The following is a 20,061-nucleotide window of genomic DNA, read 5'->3' on the forward strand; positions in this document are numbered from 1 at the left end:
AGATTTTTTATAGAACAACGCGAGATAGAATGCAAGTGCGTCGAGAGGGAGGTGCCCATGGGTGATCGTGATCCGAGCATGCCGGTCTACGGCATCGCCGTCGCCGCGCAGCTCAGCGGGGTCCCCGAGGCCAGCCTCCGACTCTTCGAGGCGAAGGGGCTGGTCACGCCAGCGCGCAGCGAGGGAGGCACGCGCCGCTACAGCGATGACGACCTCGAGCGCATCCGCCGGGTGACCGGGCTCCGCGTCGAGGGCATCAACATCGTCGGCATCCGTCGCGTGCTCGATCTGGAGGACGAGAACGCCGGCCTCCGCGACGAGCTCGCCGACGATCGCCCCTGATCCGCGGCCCGCTGCGCCCCGTGACCGACGCGGCTGCGCCCCGCGACCGACGCGGGAGGGCAGTACTTTAGGGGCATGGATGCCGAGATCTTCTACGTGCTCGTCGGTGCTGTCGTGGTGGCCGCGATCGCCCGATGGCGCGGCTGGCCGGCGCCGCTCCTCGTCACTGTCGTGGCGCTCGCGGCATCCTTCCTGCCCTTCGTGCCGGATGTCGAGATCGACGGCCATCTGCTGCTGAACCTCGTGCTGCCGCCGCTGCTCTATTCGGCGGCCCTGGACGTCTCGTTCGTCGGCTTCAAGCGCAGCCTCCCGCAGATCCGCCGGCTCGGCATCTGGCTCGTGCTGCTCACGGCACTCGCGGTGGGGTTCGTGGCCTGGTGGATCATGCCGTCGCTGACCCTGCCGGGCGCCCTGCTGCTCGGCGCGATCGTGGCGCCGCCGGATGCGGTGTCGGCCGCCGCGATCGGCCGCAAGCTCGGTCTGCCGCGCCGCATCATGACGGTGCTCTCGGGCGAGAGTCTGATCAACGATGCGACCTCGCTGACGCTGTACCGCGTGTTCGCGGCGATCCTCGCGGGCGCGACCGTGTCGGTGTGGGGCGGCGTGGGGCAGTTCCTGTTGGCCGTCGCCGTGGGTGTCGCGATCGGACTCGTCTTCGGCATCCTGCTGCATCAGCTCCGCATGCGGATCAACGATGCGGTCGTGATCGGGACCTTCGGCCTGCTCGCACCGTTCGGCGCCTATGCGATCGCCGAGCACCTGCTGGGTTCCGGAGTGCTCGCGGTCGTCGCGATGGGCCTGTACGTCGGATACAACTCGCCCCGCACCGACTACACGACCCGCCAGCAGGAGAAGCCGCTCTGGCTGTCGGCCGATCTGCTGCTCGAGAGCTTCGTGTTCGCGTACATCGGTCTGCAGTTCCCCCGGGTGCTCCGCGACCTCGGCAGCGAGTCCGTCGAGCAGATCCTCGTGCTGTCGGGCATCGTGCTGCTCGTCGTGCTCGTGGTGCGTCCGCTGTACATCTATCCGACGAGCGCGTGGGCGAACTTCCAGGACCGCAAGCGCCTTCAGCGCTGGGATCGCGGCGTCGAGAACGGGGAGTTCGAGAAACGTCACGAGAAGTCCCGGCGGTGGGGGCAGTTCACGGCCGACGAGCTGCGCACGCACATCGTGCGCGACCAGATGGCCGGGCTGCAGCTGACCTGGAAGGACAGCGCGGTGATCTCGTGGGCCGGTATGCGCGGCGTCGTGACGCTCGCGATCGCTCTCGCGGCCGCCGATCTCGCGACGCTCGACGAGGAGGCCTCGCACGCGATCGTCGTGGTGGCGTTCGTGGTGACCGTGGGCACGCTGCTGCTGCAGGGGCTCACGCTGCCGATGCTGATCCGCCGCCTCGGCATCGAGGGAGACGTCGATCACGACGACGATCAGCGTGCGCTCGCCGCGGTGCGGGAGAAGAGCCGAGAGGCCGGCAAGGCGTTCCTGGCCGAGAAGCGCGTCGAGTGGGAGGCCAAGTACGGTGAGGTCGACCTGGGAGTGTTCGATGCGTTCACGAAGCGCATGACCCGCGTCGAGAAGGACACCGAAGACGCGCAGCAGGTCGAGGATGCCGCAGCTCGCCCGTCCTTCGACGACCTGGCTGCCCTGAGCCGGGGATGGCTGCAGGTGCGCCGCGACATCCTTCTCGCGGAGAGGGACGCGGGCAACCTCGATGAAGAGCTCATGCGCGAGCTGATGACGGCGATGGATGCCGAGGAGCTCGCGCTCGACACCCGCGGTGCCACCCGCCAGCAGGGTCGCGCATAGCGGGAGACGGACGAGCGCCCCGCCCCGGAAGGGACGAGGCGCTCGGGCGGTGACGGAGAGAGGTCAGCGGGTGCTGGCCGGCTCGGTCTCGGATGCCGCGGCATCCGCCTCGGGTGCGTCGTCGTCGGCCGAGTCGTCGGCGAACGGCAGGCCCTCGCGGGGCGCGTTGTAGAGCTCCTCGTCGAGGATCCCCTCGCGCTTGGCGACGATGGTGGGCACGAGCGCCTGGCCCGCGACGTTGACCGCGGTGCGGCCCATGTCGAGGATCGGGTCGATCGCGAGCAGCAGGCCGACGCCCTCGAGCGGCAGGCCGAGCGTCGACAGCGTCAGGGTGAGCATCACGGTCGCTCCCGTGGTGCCCGCGGTGGCCGCCGAGCCGACGACCGAGACGAGCACGATCAGCAGGTACTGCACGAGGGTGAGTTCGATGCCGAAGAACTGCGCGACGAAGATCGCGGCGATGGCCGGATAGATGGCGGCGCAGCCGTCCATCTTGGTGGTCGCGCCGAACGGCACGGCGAAGGAGGCGTACGAGCGGGGAACGCCGAGGTTGCGCTCGGTCACGCGCTCGGTGAGGGGCAGGGTGCCGATCGACGAGCGGCTGACGAACGCCAGCTGCACGGCGGGCCAGACGCCCGAGAAGTACTGCCTGATCGACAGGCCGTTGGTCTTCACGAGCACCGGGTAGACGACGAAGAGCACCAGAGCGAGACCGATGTACACGGCGATCGCGAACCAGCCGAGCGAGGCGAGCTTCTCCCAGCCGTACTCGACGACCGCGGCGCCGATCAGGCCGAAGGTGCCGATGGGGGCGATGCGGATGATCCACCACAGCACGCGCTGGATGACCTTGAGCAGCGACTCCGTGAACGCGAGGAAGGGCTCGGCCTTCTTGCCGGCCTTGAGCGCCGCGATGCCGACGGCGACCGCGATCACGATGACCTGCAGGATGTTGAAGTTGACGCTCGAGGAGAACGTGCCCTCGGTCGCGCCGGGGTTGGTGCTGACGCTGAGGCCGAGGAAGTTCTGCGGGATCAGACCGAGCAGGAAGTTCCACCAGGTGCCCACGGTGTAGGGCGCGCTCGGGGCGAGGTCGTCGCCGGCGCGCGACCCGGGCTGGATCACGAGTCCGAGCACGATGCCGATGCTCACGGCGATGAACGCGGTGATCGCGAACCACAGCAGCGTCTGACCGGCCAGTCGTGCGGCGTTCTGGACGCGCCGCAGGTTCGAGATGCTCGCCACGATCGCGGTGAAGATCAGCGGCACGACGGCCGTGCGCAGCAGCGTGACGTACGAGCTGCCGATCGTGTCGAGGGTGGCCGAGAGGCCGTTCGGCTCGTCGCCGGTCGCTCCGAGCTGACGGGCGATCAGGCCGGCGGCGATGCCGAGGACGAGTGCGGCGAGGATCTGGAAGCCGAACGACGTCAGCAGCTTCCGGACGGGACCGCGGGTGTCTGGCGCCTTCGTGGCGCGGACGGTGGTGCTCATTGGATCGGGGACTCCAGAATCGGTGCGCGCCGTGTGCGCGCTATCCGTCCACGCTAGGAGCCGCGCCCGCGACCGGAGGCGGAGATGACGAAGGATGACGGATGCCGCAGCATCCGTCATCCTTCGTGGTCGGCCCGGGGGTCAGCCCGCGCACTTCTCCAGGTTGTCGGTGAGGATCTGCGTGGTGAGTGCCTTGTCCTCTTCGCTGGACTGCTTGTCCTCGCCGTTGGCGATGTAGGTGAGGGTCTCATTGCTCAGGTCGGAGTCGACGAGGGCGTCGGCGAAGCAGGTCGCGACGTCGTCCGTCACGACGTCACCGAGTCCCTGCTCTTCGTAGACCTTCTGGATGCCGTCGGCGACGTCGTCGACCGCGGGGCGGGAAGTTCCCCCGCAGGCGGCCAGCGAGAAGGCGAGTGCGGCGATGGGCAGAGCCATGAGGATGCGGGAGGGTGTGCGCAGGTTCCGGTCGTTGAGCTTCATGCGGTCAACGCTATCGACCCACAGGAGATTCATAGAAGGGGTTGCGCTGAGCATGCCGTCAGTGATGCTGTCCCGCGGCCGTCACCCGAGGGCGGTCATCGAAACAGGAGCCCGCGCATCGCGGTCCCCCTACGCGAGCACCAGCAGGTCGCCGACCTCGCAGTCGAGCGCGTCGCAGATCGCGCGCAGGGTCGAGTACCGGATCGCCCGCGCGCGGTCGTTCTTGAGCACCGACAGGTTGACGATGCTCACCCCGACGCGTGCGCTCAGCTCGGTCAGCGTCAGCCCTCGCTCGGCGAGCAGCTCGTCGAGCCGGCAGTGGATGCCGGTGAGCTCGTCGTCGTTCTCCGCCGGGCTCATACGAGGCCCCGAGTCTCATCCTCGAGGGCCGCGTTCGTGCGCTGCAGGCGGATGCCCTGACGGAACGCTGCTGCGATGAGGCCCACCGCGACGCCGGTCGCGAAGATCGGGACGATGGACCAGAACTCGATCGGATGCACCGGCTCGCCCGAGCCGATGCCCACCGCGGCGGACACCCCGTTCAGCCCCAGTTTCTCGAGCAGCACGATGAACATCGGAGCGAGCACGAGGGTCCAGCCGATCGCGTCGAAGGCCCGTGCGTTGCTCCGCACGAAGAAGCGTCCGCGGAGGAAGTTCCAGGCGACGAGCATCACGCCGACGATGACGATCAGCGGGGCGAGCGCCCAGAGGACGAGAGAGCCGATGATCGCTGCGGTCGAAGCGGCGTCCACCCCGGTGGCGAACACCATCGCCTCCTGAGCGATCCCCTCGACCGACGCGGCTCCTGAGCCGACGGTCGCGTCGATCGGCTGCTCGTCGATCGGAATGGACCACGCGATACCTTGATCTCGGAAGGTCCCGAGCACCCGGAACACGGTGCTGATCGACGTGACCAGCAGAGCGGCTGCGCCGAAGAGGATCACGGTGATCGCATCCGCGGTCTGCGAACGTGTCGCGGTGGTCGTGCTCATCATCAGACGAGCCCGTCCGTGTCGCGCTGCAGCCGGTCGCCGATCACGAAGACCGTGCTGATGAGGGCGATGACGAACGCCCCGAGGACGAACGTGAACGGCTCGACGCTGATCACGGCGTTGTCCACCCCGTTGTCGGTGATCCTGGCGACCGTCGCGTTGGCCAGCATGTTGTCGAAGAAGCGCACGGTGGCGAACCCGACGAGGCCGGCGATCCCGGCGGTCGCGACGAGAGCGGTGTTGCGGCGGCTGAACACACGGCCGGTCAGCACGCTCCGCGCCAGCAGGATCAGGCATCCGATGACGAGGACGATCGTGAGGATCTGCGCGACCTGCCCGATGATGCCGGGCACGGCGGCGATCGCCGGAAGCTGCGGGGCGGTGATGATCGCACTGTCGAGACCGACCGTGATGGAGTCGCCGGTGCTGAGGGGCAGCTCGACAGGCGCCGTCGAGCCGACGAACTCGACCAGCACGGGCACGTCGACCCCGCGAGCCAGTTCGATGATGCGGATGATCGAGAACACCGTGATGTAGGCGGCGATCAGTGCTCCTGCGATGCAGAAGCCGATCAGGGCTCCGGAATCGCCGCGAGAGATCGTGCGGTCCTTCGTCGAGGTCATCGTCCACTCCTTATCGAGAGTCGTTATTACCGATAATCGTTAACATAACGACTGTCGATAAGTCCGTCAACCCCGGTGGTCCAGGAGACGCGTCACCGGCGGTCACGGCACTATGCCGACGGCGAACACGGGCATACTGCCTGCGCACGGTGGTTACTCTCGATGTACAAGCGCTTCACGCGTCTTCGCCAGTGTCGAACAACACGTGCGAATAAGGAGTCACAGCATGTTCGAGAGATTCACGGACCGAGCCCGTCGAGTGGTCGTCCTCGCCCAAGAAGAGGCGAAGATGCTCAACCACAACTACATCGGCACTGAGCACATCCTGCTCGGCCTCATCCACGAGGGTGAGGGTGTCGCAGCCAAGGCGCTCGAAAGCCTCGGCATCTCCCTTGACGCCGTCCGCGAGCAGGTGCAGGACATCATCGGTCAGGGCCAGCAGCAGCCCACCGGTCACATCCCGTTCACGCCGCGCGCCAAGAAGGTGCTCGAGCTCAGCCTCCGCGAGGCCCTGCAGCTCGGTCACAACTACATCGGAACCGAGCACATCCTGCTCGGCCTCATCCGCGAGGGCGAGGGTGTCGCAGCGCAGGTCCTCGTCAAGCTCGGCGCCGACCTGAACAAGGTCCGCCAGCAGGTCATCCAGCTGCTCTCGGGTGCCCCCGGACGCGAGCCGGCAGCCGTCGGCGCGCAGTCGAACGACACCCCGAGCGCCCAGGGCGGCTCGCAGGTGCTCGACCAGTTCGGCCGCAACCTCACGCAGGCCGCGCGCGACAACAAGCTCGACCCGGTCATCGGGCGCGAGAAGGAGATCGAGCGGGTCATGCAGATCCTGTCTCGCCGCTCCAAGAACAACCCCGTCCTGATCGGTGAGCCCGGCGTCGGCAAGACCGCCGTCGTCGAGGGCCTCGCCCAGGCGATCGTCAAGGGCGATGTGCCCGAGACGCTGAAGGACAAGCAGCTCTACTCGCTCGACCTCGGCTCGCTCATCGCCGGTTCCCGCTACCGCGGTGACTTCGAAGAGCGTCTCAAGAAGGTCACCAAGGAGATCCGCACGCGCGGCGACATCATCGTCTTCATCGACGAGATCCACACCCTCGTGGGTGCGGGTGCCGCCGAGGGTGCGATCGACGCGGCCAGCATCCTCAAGCCGCTCCTCGCTCGTGGCGAGCTCCAGACCATCGGCGCCACCACCCTCGACGAGTACCGCAAGCACTTCGAGAAGGATGCCGCTCTCGAGCGCCGCTTCCAGTCGATCCAGGTGAACGAGCCGAGCCTCCCTCACACGATCAACATCCTCAAGGGGCTGCGCGACCGGTACGAGGCGCACCACAAGGTGCAGATCACCGACGGCGCGATCGTCGCGGCATCGAACCTCGCCGACCGCTACGTGTCGGACCGCTTCCTGCCCGACAAGGCCATCGACCTGATCGACGAGGCCGGCGCACGCCTGCGCCTCAGCATCCTGTCGAGCCCGCCCGAGCTGCGCGAATTCGACGAGAAGATCGCCAAGGTTCGCGAGCAGAAGGAAGTCGCATCCGAGGACCAGGACTTCGAGAAGGCCGCATCGCTGCGCGACGAGGAGAAGAGCCTCCTCGCCGAGCGCCTGCGCCTCGAGAAGCAGTGGCGTTCGGGTGACGTCGCGACCGCTGCGGTCGTCGACGAGGGTCTGATCGCCGAGGTGCTCGCACAGGCCACCGGCATCCCGGTCTTCAAGCTGACGGAAGAGGAGTCCTCGCGACTCGTCTTCATGGAGAAGGCGTTGCACCAGCGCGTCATCGGTCAGGAAGAGGCCATCGCGGCGCTCTCCAAGACGATCCGCCGTCAGCGCGCCGGCCTCAAGGACCCGAAGCGTCCCTCGGGCTCGTTCATCTTCGCCGGCCCCACGGGTGTCGGAAAGACCGAGCTCGCCAAGGCGCTCGCCGAGTTCCTGTTCGACGACGAAGCGGCTCTCATCTCGCTCGACATGAGCGAGTTCGGTGAGAAGCACACCGTCTCGCGTCTGTTCGGTGCCCCTCCCGGGTTCGTCGGATTCGAAGAGGGTGGCCAGCTCACCGAGAAGGTGCGCCGCAAGCCGTTCAGCGTGGTGCTGTTCGACGAGATCGAGAAGGCCCACCCGGACATCTTCAACTCGCTGCTGCAGATCCTCGAAGAGGGTCGCCTGACCGATGGTCAGGGCCGCGTGATCGACTTCAAGAACACCGTCATCATCATGACCACCAACCTCGGTGCGCGTGACATCGCCGGTGGTCCGGTCGGATTCCAGATCGAGGGCGTCAACTCGACGAACTACGAGCGGATGAAGGGCAAGGTCAACGAAGAGCTCAAGCGCAACTTCAAGCCCGAGTTCCTCAACCGTGTCGACGACATCATCGTGTTCCCGCAGCTGTCGAAGGAAGAGCTGGTGCAGATCGTCGATCTGTTCACGAAGCGCCTCGGCGAGCGTCTGCTCGACCGCGACATGACGATCGAGCTCTCGCAGGCCGCCAAGGAGCGTCTCATCGAGATCGGGTTCGACCCGGCGCTCGGTGCCCGTCCGCTGCGTCGCGCGATGCAGCACGAGGTCGAGGACCGTCTGTCGGAGAAGATCCTGCACGGCGAGCTGAACCCCGGCGACCACGTGAAGGTCGACGCGAAGGACGGCGAGTTCCTCTTCGAGCACGGTCCCCGTGGTGAGAAGGTCGCGGTCGGCGTCAACACCGGTGGAGCGATCTCCGGCACCCCCGACCTGGCGGTCGCCAGCGGGGAGTGACCTGATCACAGAAGGGGCGGATGCTGCGGCATCCGCCCCTTCTGCGTGTACGGGGGACTCCAGCACTCCGGCATTCCGGGCTCGCTCAGGGTCTGGGGAGGTGACGGGTTCTAGGCTTGACGGTGTGAGCGAGTACATCGTCCGGCCTGCGCGCAGCGCCGACATCATCGGCATCCGGAACCTCCTGCAGCCGATGGTCGAGCAGCGCATCCTGCTCGGCAAGGATCTCGCTGTGCTCTACGGCGCCGTGCAGGAGTTCGTCGTGGCCGAAGCCGACGGCGAGCTGATCGGATGCGGTGCGCTGCACGTCTTCTGGGAGGACCTCGGCGAGGTGCGCACCCTCATGGTCCGCGGGGACTGGCTGCACCACGGCGTCGGCGGCGCGATCGTCGGCGCGCTCGAAGAGCAGGCTCGCGAGCTCGGGCTCAGCCGACTGTTCTGCCTGACCTTCGAGGTCGACTTCTTCGGCCGCCGCGGATACTCGATCATCGGCGAACAGGTCGTCGACCCCGACGTCTACTCTCAGCTGCTGCGCAGCGGCGATGCGGGTGTCGAGGAGTTCCTCGATCTCGCGCATGTCAAGCCGAACACGCTCGGCAACACCAGGATGCTGAAGAGCCTCAACTAACCTGAATCAATGCCTCGCCACTCCGCCGCCGTCTATCGTCGCCGACGATTGGTGACCCTCGTCGCGGCGATCCTGCTCGTCGCCGTCATCGGCGCCGCGGTGTGGCTGCTCCTGGCACGCCCGTGGGCCAGCGCCGCCGAGGCGATGCCCTCGCCGAGTGCCTCGGCCTCGGGATCCCCGTCGCCGGATGCCACGACCTCCGAGTCGCCCGCAGCCGAGTCGCCGTCTCCTGAGCCGTCGGCCGATGAGACGCCCGGGATCGTCGCGTGCGAGGCCACGGACGTCGAGGTGGCTGCCGTGACGGATGCCGATTCGTACGATCCCGGGGTGCTGCCGCAGCTGTCGATATCGCTGACGAACCGCGGGTCGACCGACTGCGCGATCGACGTGGGGTCGACGACTCAGCGGATGACGGTGTCGAGCGGCACCGATGTCTGGTGGACGTCGACCGACTGCCAGGAGAACCCGAGCAGCATGGTCGCCACGCTCACCGCCGGCGCGACCGTGACGAGCAAGGTGCCGGTCACCTGGGACCGCACGCGGTCGAGCGTCGAGACCTGCGCGGACGAGAATCGGCCGCGAGCTCCCGGCGGCGGAGCGTCGTATCACGTCGCTGTCGAGATCGGCGGCTTCAAGGGCACGACGACGAAGCAGATCCTCCTGTACTGAGGCAAGAACTAGCCAAAGGTCTTGAATACAGTCCTGCACTCAGTTTCGGGTGACACTGCTGTTTCTTTGGGATACCATTGGAGTGACCCTCGCAGACTTGCGGCGCATGCCATCCCCAGTGGCGTCGAGCACAGCGTCCCCAGCGCTTCGACATGCCGCCCGAGGGTCCGTGGGCCCTCTCGAGTACCCCAGTCCCCAATGGATGACTCGAGAGGGCCCCTTTCTTCTCCGGGCTCGGTTTCGGACCGCGCTGCGGCATCCGCTGAATATGCTGGATGCATGGCAGCGAAGAAGTCGAAATCCGCGAAGAGCAAGCCCGCACCTGAGGATTTCCGGTCGGATGCCCTCGCCCAGGCGTTGGAGAAGCAGGACATCGCGGCGGTCGCTCTCGCACTGCGCCACGGCACCACGGTCGTGCCGCTCGTGAAGCCCGGCGCCCGCGACAATCCTCTCGACAGTGGCGAGGTCTGGACCTATCGCGACCCCAACTCGGGCGATCTGGCGCTGCTGCTGTTCAGCGATGCCAAGAACAAGCCGGCCAACCTCCCGCCGGGGGTCGGCATCTACAGTGCGGAGTGGCTGCGGAAGTTCCTCGGCGCGCACCCGATCACCACGGTGTTCCTCGACATCGCGGGACCGCACCCGATGCAGGCCTCTCCCGAGGAACTGCTCAAGGCCCTCGACGCCTGAGTAGCGGCGCGAGCTCGCGTGCTCTCGCGACCGGCGCAGGCCCCGCGGCCCGTGCGGGGTCACTTTCGCATCGGATGGTCTGTGCGGGGTCAGTTTCGCATCCCGATCGCCCGTTTGGGGTGTGGAAGTGGCCCCGCTTGACGGTGCGGTGCGGAAGTGGCCCCGCGGTGCGGTGCGGTGCGGTGCGGAAGTGGCCCCGCTTGGCGGTGTGGTGCGGAAGTGGCCCCGCTGACGGTGTTCGACCCGGCTGAGCGCGGGACAGGCGCTCATCGCCGCGAGCTCAGAACGGCGGGATGTCGGCGTCGCTGCGCCTGCTCGTGTTCCGCGCACGCACGTCGTTGAGCGCCGCACGCAGCGTCTTCGAGCGGTCGTCGACCACCTGGTCGTAGCCGAGCCGCGACGCCTCGGACCGACGCTGCGCCGACTGGGTGACGGGGCGGATCTCGCCGGCGAGGCTGAGCTCTCCGACGGCGGCGACCGTGCGAGGCACCGAGATCTGCTGGATCGACCCCGCCACGGCGATCGCGATCGCGAGGTCGGCCGCAGGCTCGGTGAAACGCACCCCGCCGACGGTCGAGACGTAGACGTCGAGGTTGCTCGTCTTGATGCCGGCGCGGCGTTCGAGGATCGCGAGCACCATCGCCACACGCGACGAGTCGAGTCCGTGCACCACTCGACGGGGATTCGGTGCGGTGGTGGTGATCGTCAGCGCCTGCACCTCGACCGGCAGCGCCCTGCGGCCCTCGAGCGAGATCGCGACGCAGGTTCCCGGCTCGGTGGCACCCTGTGAGAGGAAGAGACCGGACGGGTCGGGCACCTCGGAGATGCCCGCACCCGTCATCTCGAAGCAGCCGACCTCGTCGGTCGGACCGAAGCGGTTCTTCAGCGCGCGGATGAAACGCAGCGATGTCTGACGGTCGCCCTCGAAGTGGCAGACGACGTCGACGAGATGCTCGAGCACGCGCGGCCCGGCGACGGTGCCGTCTTTCGTCACGTGCCCGACGAGGATGACGGGCAGCCCGCGGTCCTTCGCGACGCGGATCAGCGTGGCCGCCACTTCTCGGACCTGGCTCGGCTGACCGGCCGCGCCGTCGATGAGCGACGACGACACGGTCTGCACCGAGTCGACGATCACGAGCTGCGGGGCGACCTCGTCGATGTGGCCGAGGATCGTCGCGAGGTCGGTCTCGCTCGCCAGGTAGAGCTCGTCGTGCAGCGCCCCCGTGCGCTCGGCGCGCAGGCGCACCTGTGCCGGAGACTCCTCGGCGCTCGCATAGAGCACCCGCCGGCCGGAGCGGGCGGCTTGAGCGGCGACCTCGAGCAGCAGCGTCGACTTGCCCACACCCGGTTCTCCGCTGAGCAGGATCGCCGCGCCGGGAACGATGCCCCCGCCGAGCACGCGGTCGAACTCGCCGACCCCGCTGGTGCGACGTGGAGCGTCTTCGGTGGTGATCTGCGTGATGGGTCGCGCGGCCTTCGCCGCGGTCGGCGCGAGCGGCGTGATCCGGCTCAGGATGCCCGTCTGGGTGCCCTGCTCCTGCACCGTTCCCCACTGCTGGCACTCGGCGCAGCGACCCACCCACTTGGCGGTCGTCCACCCGCATTCGGTGCAGACGTACGCAGGAGGGGCGGGTTTTCGGGTGGCCATGCAGCCAGGCTATCGCCGAGATCAGACATCCCTATCGCCTGGGGCATTATTCACGGCCGAACCACCCCATGGCGCCGAGCCCCCGCGGGATACTGGATCCATGGCCAACGGCGGGCCCGTCTGCGGGCCGATCTCGACCTTCTCGCGAGTGCAGATCCTGCACGCGCTGTTCGAAGGCGGCCCCCGCATCGATGGCGACGCCGAGCACGACGGCGGACCCGTCCGGACCCGCGGGGAGCGCACGATCGGCGAGCTGTGCGAGGCCACCGGCCTGCATCCCAACACGGTCCGCGAGCACCTGCAGCGCCTCATCGAAGGCGGCTACGTCATCCAGGCCAGTGAGCGCCGCACCACTCGCGGTCGTCCGCGCACGCTGTACAGCGCAGTGACCGGTGCGGCGGATGCCTCGAGTCCCATCGCCCGCGACAAAGCGAAGGCGGCCGCCGTCCGCGGCGATCTGCTGCGTCGGGTCCTGCCTGCGTCGGCATCCTCTCTCGGTCGCGATGCGACCTACCAGCTTGACGCCCTGATCGAACACTTGGAGGAGAGCGGCTTCGAGCCCGTCGTCGATGACGAGCAGCTCACCGTCGATCTCAGCCCGTGCCCCCATGCCGCGGGTCGCGCCGAAGACCGTCCGATGCTGTGCTCCGTGCACCTCGGCCTCATGCAGGGGGTGCTCACCGAAGCCGGTGGGCCGCTCGCCGCCGAGGCCGTTCGCACCTCCGCCCTGCCGGCGGACTGCACCGTGCAGCTGCGTCTGACGGAGATGTCCGCCGCCTAGGCGCGCATCTGCCTTATTCACGGTCGGCGGCCCATCGGGGCGGCAGGCCCGTCGTTAGCGTGGCACCCAGGGCACGGAAGAAGGAGTGGCTCATGGAATGGTTGGACCCGCTGGTCCTGTCTCGATGGCAGTTCGGTCTCACGACCGTCTATCACTACCTGTTCGTGCCGCTGACGATCGGCATGGCGCTCGTCGCCGCGATCTTCCAGACCGCGTGGGTGCGCACCGGCAAGGTGCAGTACCTGCACCTCACCCGGTTCTTCGGCAAGATCTTCCTCATCAACTTCGCCATGGGCGTCGTGACGGGCATCGTGCAGGAGTTCCAGTTCGGCATGAACTGGTCGGACTACTCGCGCTTCGTCGGCGACGTCTTCGGCGCTCCGCTCGCGTTCGAGGGGCTGCTCGCCTTCTTCTTCGAGGCCACGTTCATCGGCCTCTGGATCTTCGGATGGGACAAGCTGCCGCAGAAGCTGCACCTCGCCACGATCTGGTGCGTCTCGATCGGCAGCATCCTGTCGGCGTACTTCATCATCGCCGCGAACGCCTTCATGCAGAACCCGGTCGGGTACGTCTTCAACCCCGAGACCAACCGTGCCGAGCTCACCGACTTCTGGGCGCTGCTGACCAACCCGGTCGCGCTCGCCGCCTTCCCGCATACCATCTTCGGCGCGCTGATGTTCGCCGCCGGCGTCGTGATCTCGGTCTCGGCCTGGCACCTGGCACGCGGACAGCACTTCGACACCATGCGCATCTCGCTGAAGTTCGGCCTGTGGGCGATGATCTTCTCGACCGCCGGGGTCGTGCTCACGGGTGACCAGCTGGGCCTCGCGATGTATGCCGCTCAGCCGATGAAGATGGCAGCCGCCGAGGCGACCTTCAACACGGTGTGCGGGCCGGATGCCTCCTTCAGCCTCTTCACGCTGGGCACCCCAGACGGCAGCTCCGAGCTGTTCTCGATCCGCGTGCCGTACCTGCTGTCGCTGCTGTCGACCCACACGTTCGACGCGTGCGTGCACGGCATCAACGACCTCAACGCCGAGTACGCCACCACCTTCGCCGACACCGGACTCACCGAGTTCGCTCCGATCCTCTGGGTCACGTACTGGGCGTTCCGCTGGATGATCGGCCTCGGCATGGCCGCCGCCCTCGTCGCCGTGGTCGGCCTCTGGGTCACCCGCAAGGGCGCCAAGAACCCGCCGGCGCCGTGGATGTGGAAGCTCGCGATCTGGTCGTTCCCGCTCGCGCTCGTCGCCAACATCATGGGCTGGGTCTTCACCGAGATGGGCAGGCAGCCCTGGATCGTCTTCGGACTCATGACCACGCAGGACGGCGTCTCGCCGGGCGTCAGCGGCGTCGAGGTGCTGATCTCGCTGATCGCCTTCACGGCGATCTACGCCGCGCTCGCCGTGGTCGAGATCCGCCTCATCATCCGTGCGGCCCAGAAGGGTCCGGACACCGAAGAGCAGCCCCACGAGGAGACGGCCCAGCTGCCGTCCGTCGTGTACTGAGAAAGGGATCAGTCATGGAATACATGTGGTTCTGGATCGTCGCCTTCCTCTTCGTCGGCTACTTCGTGCTCGACGGGTTCGACTTCGGCGTGGGCATGTCGCTGCCGTTCCTCGGCAAGAACGACGTCTCGCGTCGCCAGGTCATCAACACGATCGGCCCCATCTGGGATCTCAATGAGACCTGGGTGATCGTCGCCGGCGCCTGCCTGTTCGCGTCGTTCCCCGAGTGGTACGCGACACTGTTCAGCGGGTTCTACCTGCCGCTGCTGCTGATCCTGCTCGCGCTGATCCTGCGCGGGGTGTCGTTCGAGTACCGGCACCAGCGTGAGGGCGCTCAGTGGAAGCGCGGCTTCGACCGGATGATCGTGATCGGCTCGGCCGTGCCCGCGCTGCTGTGGGGTGTCGCGTTCGGCAACATCGTGCAGGGCGTGGCGATCGACGAGAACCACATCTACGTGGGCGGGTTCTTCGCACTGCTGAACCCGTATTCGCTGCTCGTCGGCATCACGACGCTGCTGCTGTTCTTCCTGCACGGCGTGCTGTTCGTCTCGCTCAAGACCGACGGCCAGGTGCACGCGGACGCTCGTCGTCTGGTCAAGCTCGCCGCCGGGCCGACGGTGCTCGCCGCCGCGGGCACCGTGCTCTGGACGATCGGCATCGCCTGGGATCGCGAGTCTCCGCTCATGCTGATGGTCATCGGATGCGGTCTCGTCGCCGCGCTCGCCCTGATCGCGTCGGTGCTCTTCTCGATGCGCGGACGTGACGGACGGGCATTCACGGCGGGCGCCGTCACCGTGGCATCCGCTGTCGTGATGCTGTTCGCGGCGCTGTTCCCCTACGTGATGCCGTCGACGATCGACCCGGCCTTCAGCCTCACGATCGAGAACGCCTCGAGCACGCCGTATACGCTGACGATCATGAGCTGGACCGCCCTGATCGCCCTGCCGCTGGTGCTCGCGTACCAGACCTGGACGTACTGGATCTTCCGCAAGCGCGTTACCCGCAGCTCGATCGAGGGGCTCCGGCGCACGCGTGAGACACGACTTCTGCTCCGGTCGCAGTTCGCGCCGCCTCTCTGATCGGGGAGCGGCACGAACTGCGACCGGAGCGACCTGTCTGACCACGGCTGAGCGGATGGCGCGGTGAAGCCGGTCGACATCCGCCTGCTGCGGTATGCGAGCGCCGCCCGCGGATTCCTGCTGCTCTCCGGCGCGATCGGGGTCGTGCAGACCGCGGTGACCATCGCGTTCGCGTGGATGCTGACGGATGCCGTCACCGGCGCGCTCGCCGGGCGCGATGTCACGGCATCCCTGCTCTGGCTGCTCGGACTCGCGGCCCTGCGGGGCGTGCTGATCGCGGCCTCGGATGCCGCCGGGACCCGCGCCGCGGCGAAGACGGGCATGCAGCTGCGTGCCGCTCTGATCGCCGCCGTCGGCCGCCTCGGACCCGGATGGCTCGCGCAGCGCAATCAGGCTGGCCTCGCCGTCACCGCAGGGCACGGGCTGGAGGCGCTCGACGCGTACTTCGCCCGGTACATCCCGCAGCTCGTGCTCACCGTCATCGCGACGCCGGTGCTTCTCGCGGTCATGTGGTGGCAGGACTGGCCGAGTGGACTGACGGCGCTCATCACGCTGCCGCTGATCCCGTTGTTCCTGATCCTCATCGGCATCGCGACCCGCACGGTGCAGCGCACGCAGTGGCAGACGCTGCAGCGACTCGCGGCACGGTTCGCCGACACCGTGCAGGGGCTCTCGACGCTGCGTCTGTTCGGGCGCGAGCGCCGGGCCGCTGCGCAGATCGAGCACACGGCCGACCAGTACCGTCGCGAGACCATGAAGGTGCTGCGGTTCTCGTTCCTGTCGGGGTTCGCGATGGAGCTGCTGGCCTCGCTCGCGGTGGCGCTGATCGCCGTGGCGGTGGGCTTCCGGCTGCTGTCGGGTGACCTGTCGCTCGAGGTCGGGCTGTTCGTGCTGCTGCTCGCGCCCGAGACGTTCCTGCCGATCCGCCAGGTGGGCGTGCAGTTCCACGCCGCGTCCGAGGGGGTCGCGGCGACCGAGGATGTGTTCGAGGTGCTCGATGCGGCCGGGGCTCGGGAGGTCGGCGTTCACAATTCAGCACGGAACCGTGGCACGGTGTCGGGAGAAGAGCTGAGCGCTGGTTTTGGCCGTGTTCATGCTGAATTGCGAACGGGCGACGCGCGAGACCTCGTCGTCTCCGGTCTGCGCGTGCGCGATCTGCCGCCGGTCTCGTTCACAGCCGAGCCGGGAACCATCACGCTGATCGAGGGGCCGAGCGGCGCAGGCAAGTCGAGTCTGCTCGCGGCTCTGCGCGGTGCCGTCGAGTTCGAAGGCTCGGCTGCGGTCGCCGGAGTCGATGTGCGAGGTCGCGCGCCGTCGGAGTGGCTGGCCTGGAGCGGACAGCGCCCTCAGCTGAGTCGCGGCACGATCGCCGCGAATGTGGCGCTGGGGGATCCGGCACCGGATGCCGACGGCATCCGCCGTGCCCTGGATGAGGCGTGCGCGAACGACCTCGACCCTGCGCTCGAGCTGGGTGTGCAGGGCAGCGGGCTCTCGGGCGGACAGGCGCAGCGGGTCGCGGTCGCGCGGGCGCTGTATCGCCAGGCGCAGCGCCCCGACGCCGTGCTGGCGCTCGATGAACCGTCCAGTGCCTTGGACCCGGAGACCGAGCAGCGTCTGTGGAACTCACTGCGTGCGAGGGCGGATGCCGGGGCGACGGTGCTGCTCGTCTCGCACCGCCGGTCGGCACGGGACGTGGCCGATCAGGTCGTCGAACTGGGGGTGGGCGTGTGAGCGGCGCCAGCTCCGCCGCGCGTGTGCGCGGCATCCTGCGTCTCGCGCAGCCGCCGCTGCGTCGCTTCCTGCCCGGCGCGATCTGGGGCTTCCTCTCGGCGGGCGCTGCGGTGAGCCTTCTCGCGGTGAGCGGCTGGCTGATCGTCAGCGCCTCGATCGTCGACTCGCTCGTGCCGCTGTCGATCGCCGTCGTGGGTGTGCGGTTCTTCGCGGTGTCCCGTGCTGTCACCCGCTATCTCGAACGGCTGAGCGGACACGATGCGGCTCTGCGTCAGCTCGCCTCGACCCGCGCCGACATGGTGCGGCGGCTGACTCCGCTGTCGCCTGCCGGACTCGGACGCACCGACCGCGGGCGGGTGCTGTCGGCTCTGGTCGACGACGTCGAGAATCTGCAGAACCTGCCGCTGCGCGTGGTTCAGCCGCTCGCGGTGGCGGGGCTCGTGGCGCTCGGTGCAGTGGGGTTCCTCGCGTTCGTGTCGCTACCGGCTGCCCTGACCCTGGCCGCCTGTCTGGTGATCGCCGCAGCCGCGGCGATCGGACTCGGGTGGCTGTTCGGGTCGCGCGCCGAGGCCGCTGTCTCGCGTCGTCGAGGCGACCTGTCGGCGGCGCTCACCGACTACTTCGGCACGCTCGATGTGCTGCTCGCCTATGGAGCCGAGCCGCAGGCCCGCGAGCGGGTGCGGCAGGCGGATGCCGAGCTGCGCCGCGCCGTGAGCACGGCATCCCTGGCGCAGGCGATCGCAGCCGGCGTCGTGTCGGCGGTCGCGGGCGCGGCGTCGGTCTGGGCGCTGGCTGTCGCGGCTCCCGGGCTGACGACCGGGGCGATCGACGGACCCTGGCTCGCCGTGGCCGTGCTCGTTCCCATGGTCGTGTTCGAGGTCTTCGGCGCCGTGCCGATCGCCGCGGCATCCTGGCGCAGCGTGCGTTCGAGCGCCGAGCGCATCGTCGACGTGCTGCCGGCGGAGATGCCGGCCGAGCTGAGGTCGGACGACGGCGAGGATGTGGAGATCGTCGGAGTTCCCGCGCTGCGACTCCGTGATGTGCGCGCGTGGTGGCCCGGGGGGACGCCGGCGCTCCGAGGAGTCGACCTGGACCTGCGTCCGGGAGAGCGTGTGCTGGTGGCCGGTCCGAGCGGGGCGGGCAAGAGCTCGCTCGCTGCCGCGCTCGTGGGGTTCCTGCGGATCGAGGGGGAGTATTCCGTCGGAGGCATGAATGCGGCGGAACTCTCCGGTCCCGCGTTGCGACGCACGATCGGGCTGTGCGAGCAGAGTCCACAGCTGTTCGACGAAGACATCCGCCAGAACCTGCTGTTCGCCCGAGACTCCGCGACCGACGATGAGCTGCTCGCGGTGCTCGACCGCGTCGGCCTCGGCGCCTGGGTGCGCGAGCGGGGCGGACTGGATGCGCGGGTCGGCGACCGCGGCGGACTCGTGTCCGGCGGGCAGGCGCAGCGGATCGCTCTGGCTCGCGCGCTGCTCAGGGGCTTCCCGGTGCTGGTGCTCGACGAGCCGACCGCGGGTGTCGACCCCGATGCATCCGATGCGCTGCTGCGCGACCTGCTGCACGCGGCGGGGGAGCAGTCGGTGTTGCTGATCTCGCACGTCGCCCCGCCCGCGGGCGCCGTCGACCGGGTCGTGCGGTTGGACGACGGGCGCACGGTCGCGGAGTAGTCCGGCGGCTGTCGGGGTTCAGGGGCGACTTCTCGCCGCTAGCCCCGGGCACAGTGTCGGACGTCTAGGGCGGCGTGCCCTGGCATCCGTTCGTCCGTTCGGTGTGTCGGGGGTGGAGTCCGACGTCGTGCCGGGGTTCGCGAATGACAGGCCGCCCGGTGTCGTGTCGGCGACCGTGTGCAGGACGGAAGCACCGATGTCGGTTCAGAACCGCGTTCTGGTCCTGCATACGTGCATCGGTCCTGCAGACGGACGCCAGCCCGGCCGAGGTCAGATGCCGGACCTATCGGGGCGGGGCTCCGTCATCATGCGCGACCGAGGAAGCGCGGAGGTCAGACGCTGAGGTCGGCGCGCGGTTCCATCACGATGCCCTGCGCCTCGAAGACGCGGCGGCGCTCTTCGATGCGACGGTGGAGTTCGACCTGTGCGTCGTCGACGAGCTGCGGGTCGAGGTCGACGGTCGCCGGGTGCGGGTCGCCGTGGTTCGCCTCGATGTAGGCGTCGAGCTCGGGACCCGACGTCCACGAGGTGATGAGGGCGTACCGCGGGGTCGTGCCGCGATGCCAGACCGCGTGCCAGAAGCGCTGGGTGTCGACGATGATGCGGGATCCCTCGCGCAACGGGAGGCGGATCTCGGTCGCCGGGTCGAAGCGGTCGGAGCGCAGGAGAAGCAGCGAATTCGTGTCATCGGACAGGTTGTAGTAGCCGCGCACGACCCAGCCGGTGCCGTCTTCGTTGAGGCGGTTGTTGTCGTCCTGGTGCAGGTTGTAGACGGCATCCGCGTAGTCGTTGGGCTGCAGTTCGATGACGCGGCAGCGGCCGACTCCGGCGCCCGGCTCGAGGGCGCGTCGCTGCAGGGTCGGGGCGATCGCGACCTGCGACTCGACCCACACGCCGTCCTTGTCGGTGCGGGGAGGGGTCTGGTTCCAGAAGCCATTGCATTCGATCGCGCCGGCGTAGCTGGCGAGCGGCGCGAAGCGGGTGACGCCCGACGAGCGCCAGCCGATGTACTCGAGGTCGAGCCACTCCGCGGGATCGGATGCCTGATCGTGGTCGTCGAGCACGACGTAGCCGGTCTCTGCCAGTGCCTCCGATGTGATGAAGCCCATTGCGTCCCCTCCGTGCCTCGACTCCGCGGAGCACCCTGCGACGGATGCCTTTAGGACAGCCT

18 protein-coding genes are annotated in these 20,061 nt (G+C 68.3%); 11 read left to right on the forward strand and 7 right to left on the reverse strand.

What is annotated here, in order from left to right:
• Nucleotides 1–57 precede the first annotated feature (57 nt).
• Together ACZZZQ_RS10180 and ACZZZQ_RS10185 are read left to right on the forward strand one after the other, a co-directional pair.
• A complete protein-coding gene (locus ACZZZQ_RS10180) occupies nucleotides 58–342 on the forward strand; it encodes a MerR family transcriptional regulator (RefSeq protein WP_053097740.1) in 285 nt (94 codons plus the stop codon).
• Between the two features lie 75 nt (nucleotides 343–417).
• Nucleotides 418–2,148 (forward strand): cation:proton antiporter, encoded by a 1,731-nt coding sequence (locus tag ACZZZQ_RS10185; protein ID WP_463507485.1) that lies wholly within the window; start codon nucleotides 418–420, stop codon nucleotides 2,146–2,148.
• Between the two features lie 63 nt (nucleotides 2,149–2,211).
• Here ACZZZQ_RS10185 and ACZZZQ_RS10190 read toward each other — a convergent pair whose 3' ends face one another.
• From ACZZZQ_RS10190 to ACZZZQ_RS10210, 5 genes are all read right to left on the reverse strand, one after another.
• Nucleotides 2,212–3,639 (reverse strand): dicarboxylate/amino acid:cation symporter, encoded by a 1,428-nt coding sequence (locus ACZZZQ_RS10190; protein ID WP_053097738.1) that lies wholly within the window; start codon nucleotides 3,637–3,639, stop codon nucleotides 2,212–2,214.
• Nucleotides 3,640–3,780: 141 nt separating this feature from the next.
• Nucleotides 3,781–4,119 carry a hypothetical protein gene (locus tag ACZZZQ_RS10195; protein ID WP_053097737.1) on the reverse strand — a complete coding sequence of 113 codons (339 nt, stop codon included), beginning with the start codon at nucleotides 4,117–4,119 and terminating at the stop codon, nucleotides 3,781–3,783.
• A 129-nt stretch (nucleotides 4,120–4,248) separates the two neighbouring features.
• A complete protein-coding gene (locus ACZZZQ_RS10200; protein WP_400341424.1) occupies nucleotides 4,249–4,479 on the reverse strand; it encodes a helix-turn-helix domain-containing protein in 231 nt (76 codons plus the stop codon).
• A complete protein-coding gene (locus tag ACZZZQ_RS10205; protein ID WP_463507486.1) occupies nucleotides 4,476–5,111 on the reverse strand; it encodes a hypothetical protein in 636 nt (211 codons plus the stop codon). Before ACZZZQ_RS10205 ends, ACZZZQ_RS10200 begins: the two co-directional genes overlap by 4 nt.
• 2 nt (nucleotides 5,112–5,113) lie before the next feature.
• Nucleotides 5,114–5,734, reverse strand: coding sequence for a DUF2975 domain-containing protein (locus tag ACZZZQ_RS10210; RefSeq protein ID WP_053097734.1), 621 nt, complete (start codon nucleotides 5,732–5,734; stop codon nucleotides 5,114–5,116).
• Between the two features lie 226 nt (nucleotides 5,735–5,960).
• Here ACZZZQ_RS10210 and ACZZZQ_RS10215 point away from each other — a divergent pair, with 226 nt between their 5' ends.
• From ACZZZQ_RS10215 to ACZZZQ_RS10230, 4 genes are all read left to right on the forward strand, one after another.
• On the forward strand, nucleotides 5,961–8,486 hold the full coding sequence (locus ACZZZQ_RS10215) for an ATP-dependent Clp protease ATP-binding subunit (RefSeq protein WP_053097733.1): 2,526 nt from the start codon (nucleotides 5,961–5,963) through the stop codon (nucleotides 8,484–8,486).
• A gap of 124 nt (nucleotides 8,487–8,610) precedes the next feature.
• Nucleotides 8,611–9,114 carry an amino-acid N-acetyltransferase gene (locus ACZZZQ_RS10220; protein ID WP_042539928.1) on the forward strand — a complete coding sequence of 168 codons (504 nt, stop codon included), beginning with the start codon at nucleotides 8,611–8,613 and terminating at the stop codon, nucleotides 9,112–9,114.
• 9 nt (nucleotides 9,115–9,123) lie between these two features.
• Nucleotides 9,124–9,783 carry a hypothetical protein gene (locus ACZZZQ_RS10225; protein ID WP_463507487.1) on the forward strand — a complete coding sequence of 220 codons (660 nt, stop codon included), beginning with the start codon at nucleotides 9,124–9,126 and terminating at the stop codon, nucleotides 9,781–9,783.
• 279 nt (nucleotides 9,784–10,062) lie between these two features.
• Complete coding sequence (locus tag ACZZZQ_RS10230) at nucleotides 10,063–10,473, forward strand: hypothetical protein (RefSeq protein WP_053097730.1); 411 nt, start codon at nucleotides 10,063–10,065, stop codon at nucleotides 10,471–10,473.
• A 280-nt stretch (nucleotides 10,474–10,753) separates the two neighbouring features.
• Here the strand turns inward: ACZZZQ_RS10230 and radA are convergent, their stop codons facing one another.
• Nucleotides 10,754–12,121, reverse strand: a complete 1,368-nt coding sequence (gene radA / locus ACZZZQ_RS10235; protein ID WP_463507488.1) for a DNA repair protein RadA — start codon at nucleotides 12,119–12,121, stop codon at nucleotides 10,754–10,756.
• A 100-nt stretch (nucleotides 12,122–12,221) separates the two neighbouring features.
• Between radA and ACZZZQ_RS10240 the strand changes: the two genes are divergently transcribed.
• The 5 genes from ACZZZQ_RS10240 to cydC all read left to right on the forward strand — a co-directional run bounded on the left by ACZZZQ_RS10240 (nucleotide 12,222) and on the right by cydC (nucleotide 18,890).
• Nucleotides 12,222–12,902 carry an ArsR family transcriptional regulator gene (locus tag ACZZZQ_RS10240; protein ID WP_053097728.1) on the forward strand — a complete coding sequence of 227 codons (681 nt, stop codon included), beginning with the start codon at nucleotides 12,222–12,224 and terminating at the stop codon, nucleotides 12,900–12,902.
• Nucleotides 12,903–12,994: 92 nt separating this feature from the next.
• Nucleotides 12,995–14,410 (forward strand): cytochrome ubiquinol oxidase subunit I, encoded by a 1,416-nt coding sequence (locus ACZZZQ_RS10245; RefSeq protein WP_053097727.1) that lies wholly within the window; start codon nucleotides 12,995–12,997, stop codon nucleotides 14,408–14,410.
• Nucleotides 14,411–14,424: 14 nt separating this feature from the next.
• Nucleotides 14,425–15,489 carry a cytochrome d ubiquinol oxidase subunit II gene (cydB, locus tag ACZZZQ_RS10250; RefSeq protein WP_463507489.1) on the forward strand — a complete coding sequence of 355 codons (1,065 nt, stop codon included), beginning with the start codon at nucleotides 14,425–14,427 and terminating at the stop codon, nucleotides 15,487–15,489.
• A gap of 63 nt (nucleotides 15,490–15,552) precedes the next feature.
• Complete coding sequence (gene cydD, locus ACZZZQ_RS10255) at nucleotides 15,553–17,220, forward strand: thiol reductant ABC exporter subunit CydD (RefSeq protein WP_463507490.1); 1,668 nt, start codon at nucleotides 15,553–15,555, stop codon at nucleotides 17,218–17,220.
• Nucleotides 17,217–18,890 carry a thiol reductant ABC exporter subunit CydC gene (gene cydC, locus ACZZZQ_RS10260; RefSeq protein WP_463507491.1) on the forward strand — a complete coding sequence of 558 codons (1,674 nt, stop codon included), beginning with the start codon at nucleotides 17,217–17,219 and terminating at the stop codon, nucleotides 18,888–18,890. Before cydD ends, cydC begins: the two co-directional genes overlap by 4 nt.
• Nucleotides 18,891–19,222: 332 nt before the next feature.
• Here cydC and ACZZZQ_RS10265 read toward each other — a convergent pair whose 3' ends face one another.
• On the reverse strand, nucleotides 19,223–19,999 hold the full coding sequence (locus ACZZZQ_RS10265; protein WP_463507492.1) for a hypothetical protein: 777 nt from the start codon (nucleotides 19,997–19,999) through the stop codon (nucleotides 19,223–19,225).
• Nucleotides 20,000–20,061: the final 62 nt, after the last annotated feature.

This window comes from Microbacterium sp. AC132 (assembly GCF_979258525.1).

Bases quoted from the DNA above. Each gene is read 5' to 3' on its own strand.
- ACZZZQ_RS10180 (WP_053097740.1), top strand. From the start codon at position 58: ATGGGTGATCGTGATCCGAGCATGCCGGTCTACGGCATCGCCGTCGCC.
- ACZZZQ_RS10185 (WP_463507485.1), top strand. From the start codon at position 418: ATGGATGCCGAGATCTTCTACGTGCTCGTCGGTGCTGTCGTGGTGGCC.
- ACZZZQ_RS10190 (WP_053097738.1), bottom strand. From the start codon at position 3,639: ATGAGCACCACCGTCCGCGCCACGAAGGCGCCAGACACCCGCGGTCCC.
- ACZZZQ_RS10195 (WP_053097737.1), bottom strand. From the start codon at position 4,119: ATGAAGCTCAACGACCGGAACCTGCGCACACCCTCCCGCATCCTCATG.
- ACZZZQ_RS10200 (WP_400341424.1), bottom strand. From the start codon at position 4,479: ATGAGCCCGGCGGAGAACGACGACGAGCTCACCGGCATCCACTGCCGG.
- ACZZZQ_RS10205 (WP_463507486.1), bottom strand. From the start codon at position 5,111: ATGAGCACGACCACCGCGACACGTTCGCAGACCGCGGATGCGATCACC.
- ACZZZQ_RS10210 (WP_053097734.1), bottom strand. From the start codon at position 5,734: ATGACCTCGACGAAGGACCGCACGATCTCTCGCGGCGATTCCGGAGCC.
- ACZZZQ_RS10215 (WP_053097733.1), top strand. From the start codon at position 5,961: ATGTTCGAGAGATTCACGGACCGAGCCCGTCGAGTGGTCGTCCTCGCC.
- ACZZZQ_RS10225 (WP_463507487.1), top strand. From the start codon at position 9,124: ATGCCTCGCCACTCCGCCGCCGTCTATCGTCGCCGACGATTGGTGACC.
- ACZZZQ_RS10230 (WP_053097730.1), top strand. From the start codon at position 10,063: ATGGCAGCGAAGAAGTCGAAATCCGCGAAGAGCAAGCCCGCACCTGAG.
- radA (WP_463507488.1), bottom strand. From the start codon at position 12,121: ATGGCCACCCGAAAACCCGCCCCTCCTGCGTACGTCTGCACCGAATGC.
- ACZZZQ_RS10240 (WP_053097728.1), top strand. From the start codon at position 12,222: ATGGCCAACGGCGGGCCCGTCTGCGGGCCGATCTCGACCTTCTCGCGA.
- ACZZZQ_RS10245 (WP_053097727.1), top strand. From the start codon at position 12,995: ATGGAATGGTTGGACCCGCTGGTCCTGTCTCGATGGCAGTTCGGTCTC.
- cydB (WP_463507489.1), top strand. From the start codon at position 14,425: ATGGAATACATGTGGTTCTGGATCGTCGCCTTCCTCTTCGTCGGCTAC.
- ACZZZQ_RS10265 (WP_463507492.1), bottom strand. From the start codon at position 19,999: ATGGGCTTCATCACATCGGAGGCACTGGCAGAGACCGGCTACGTCGTG.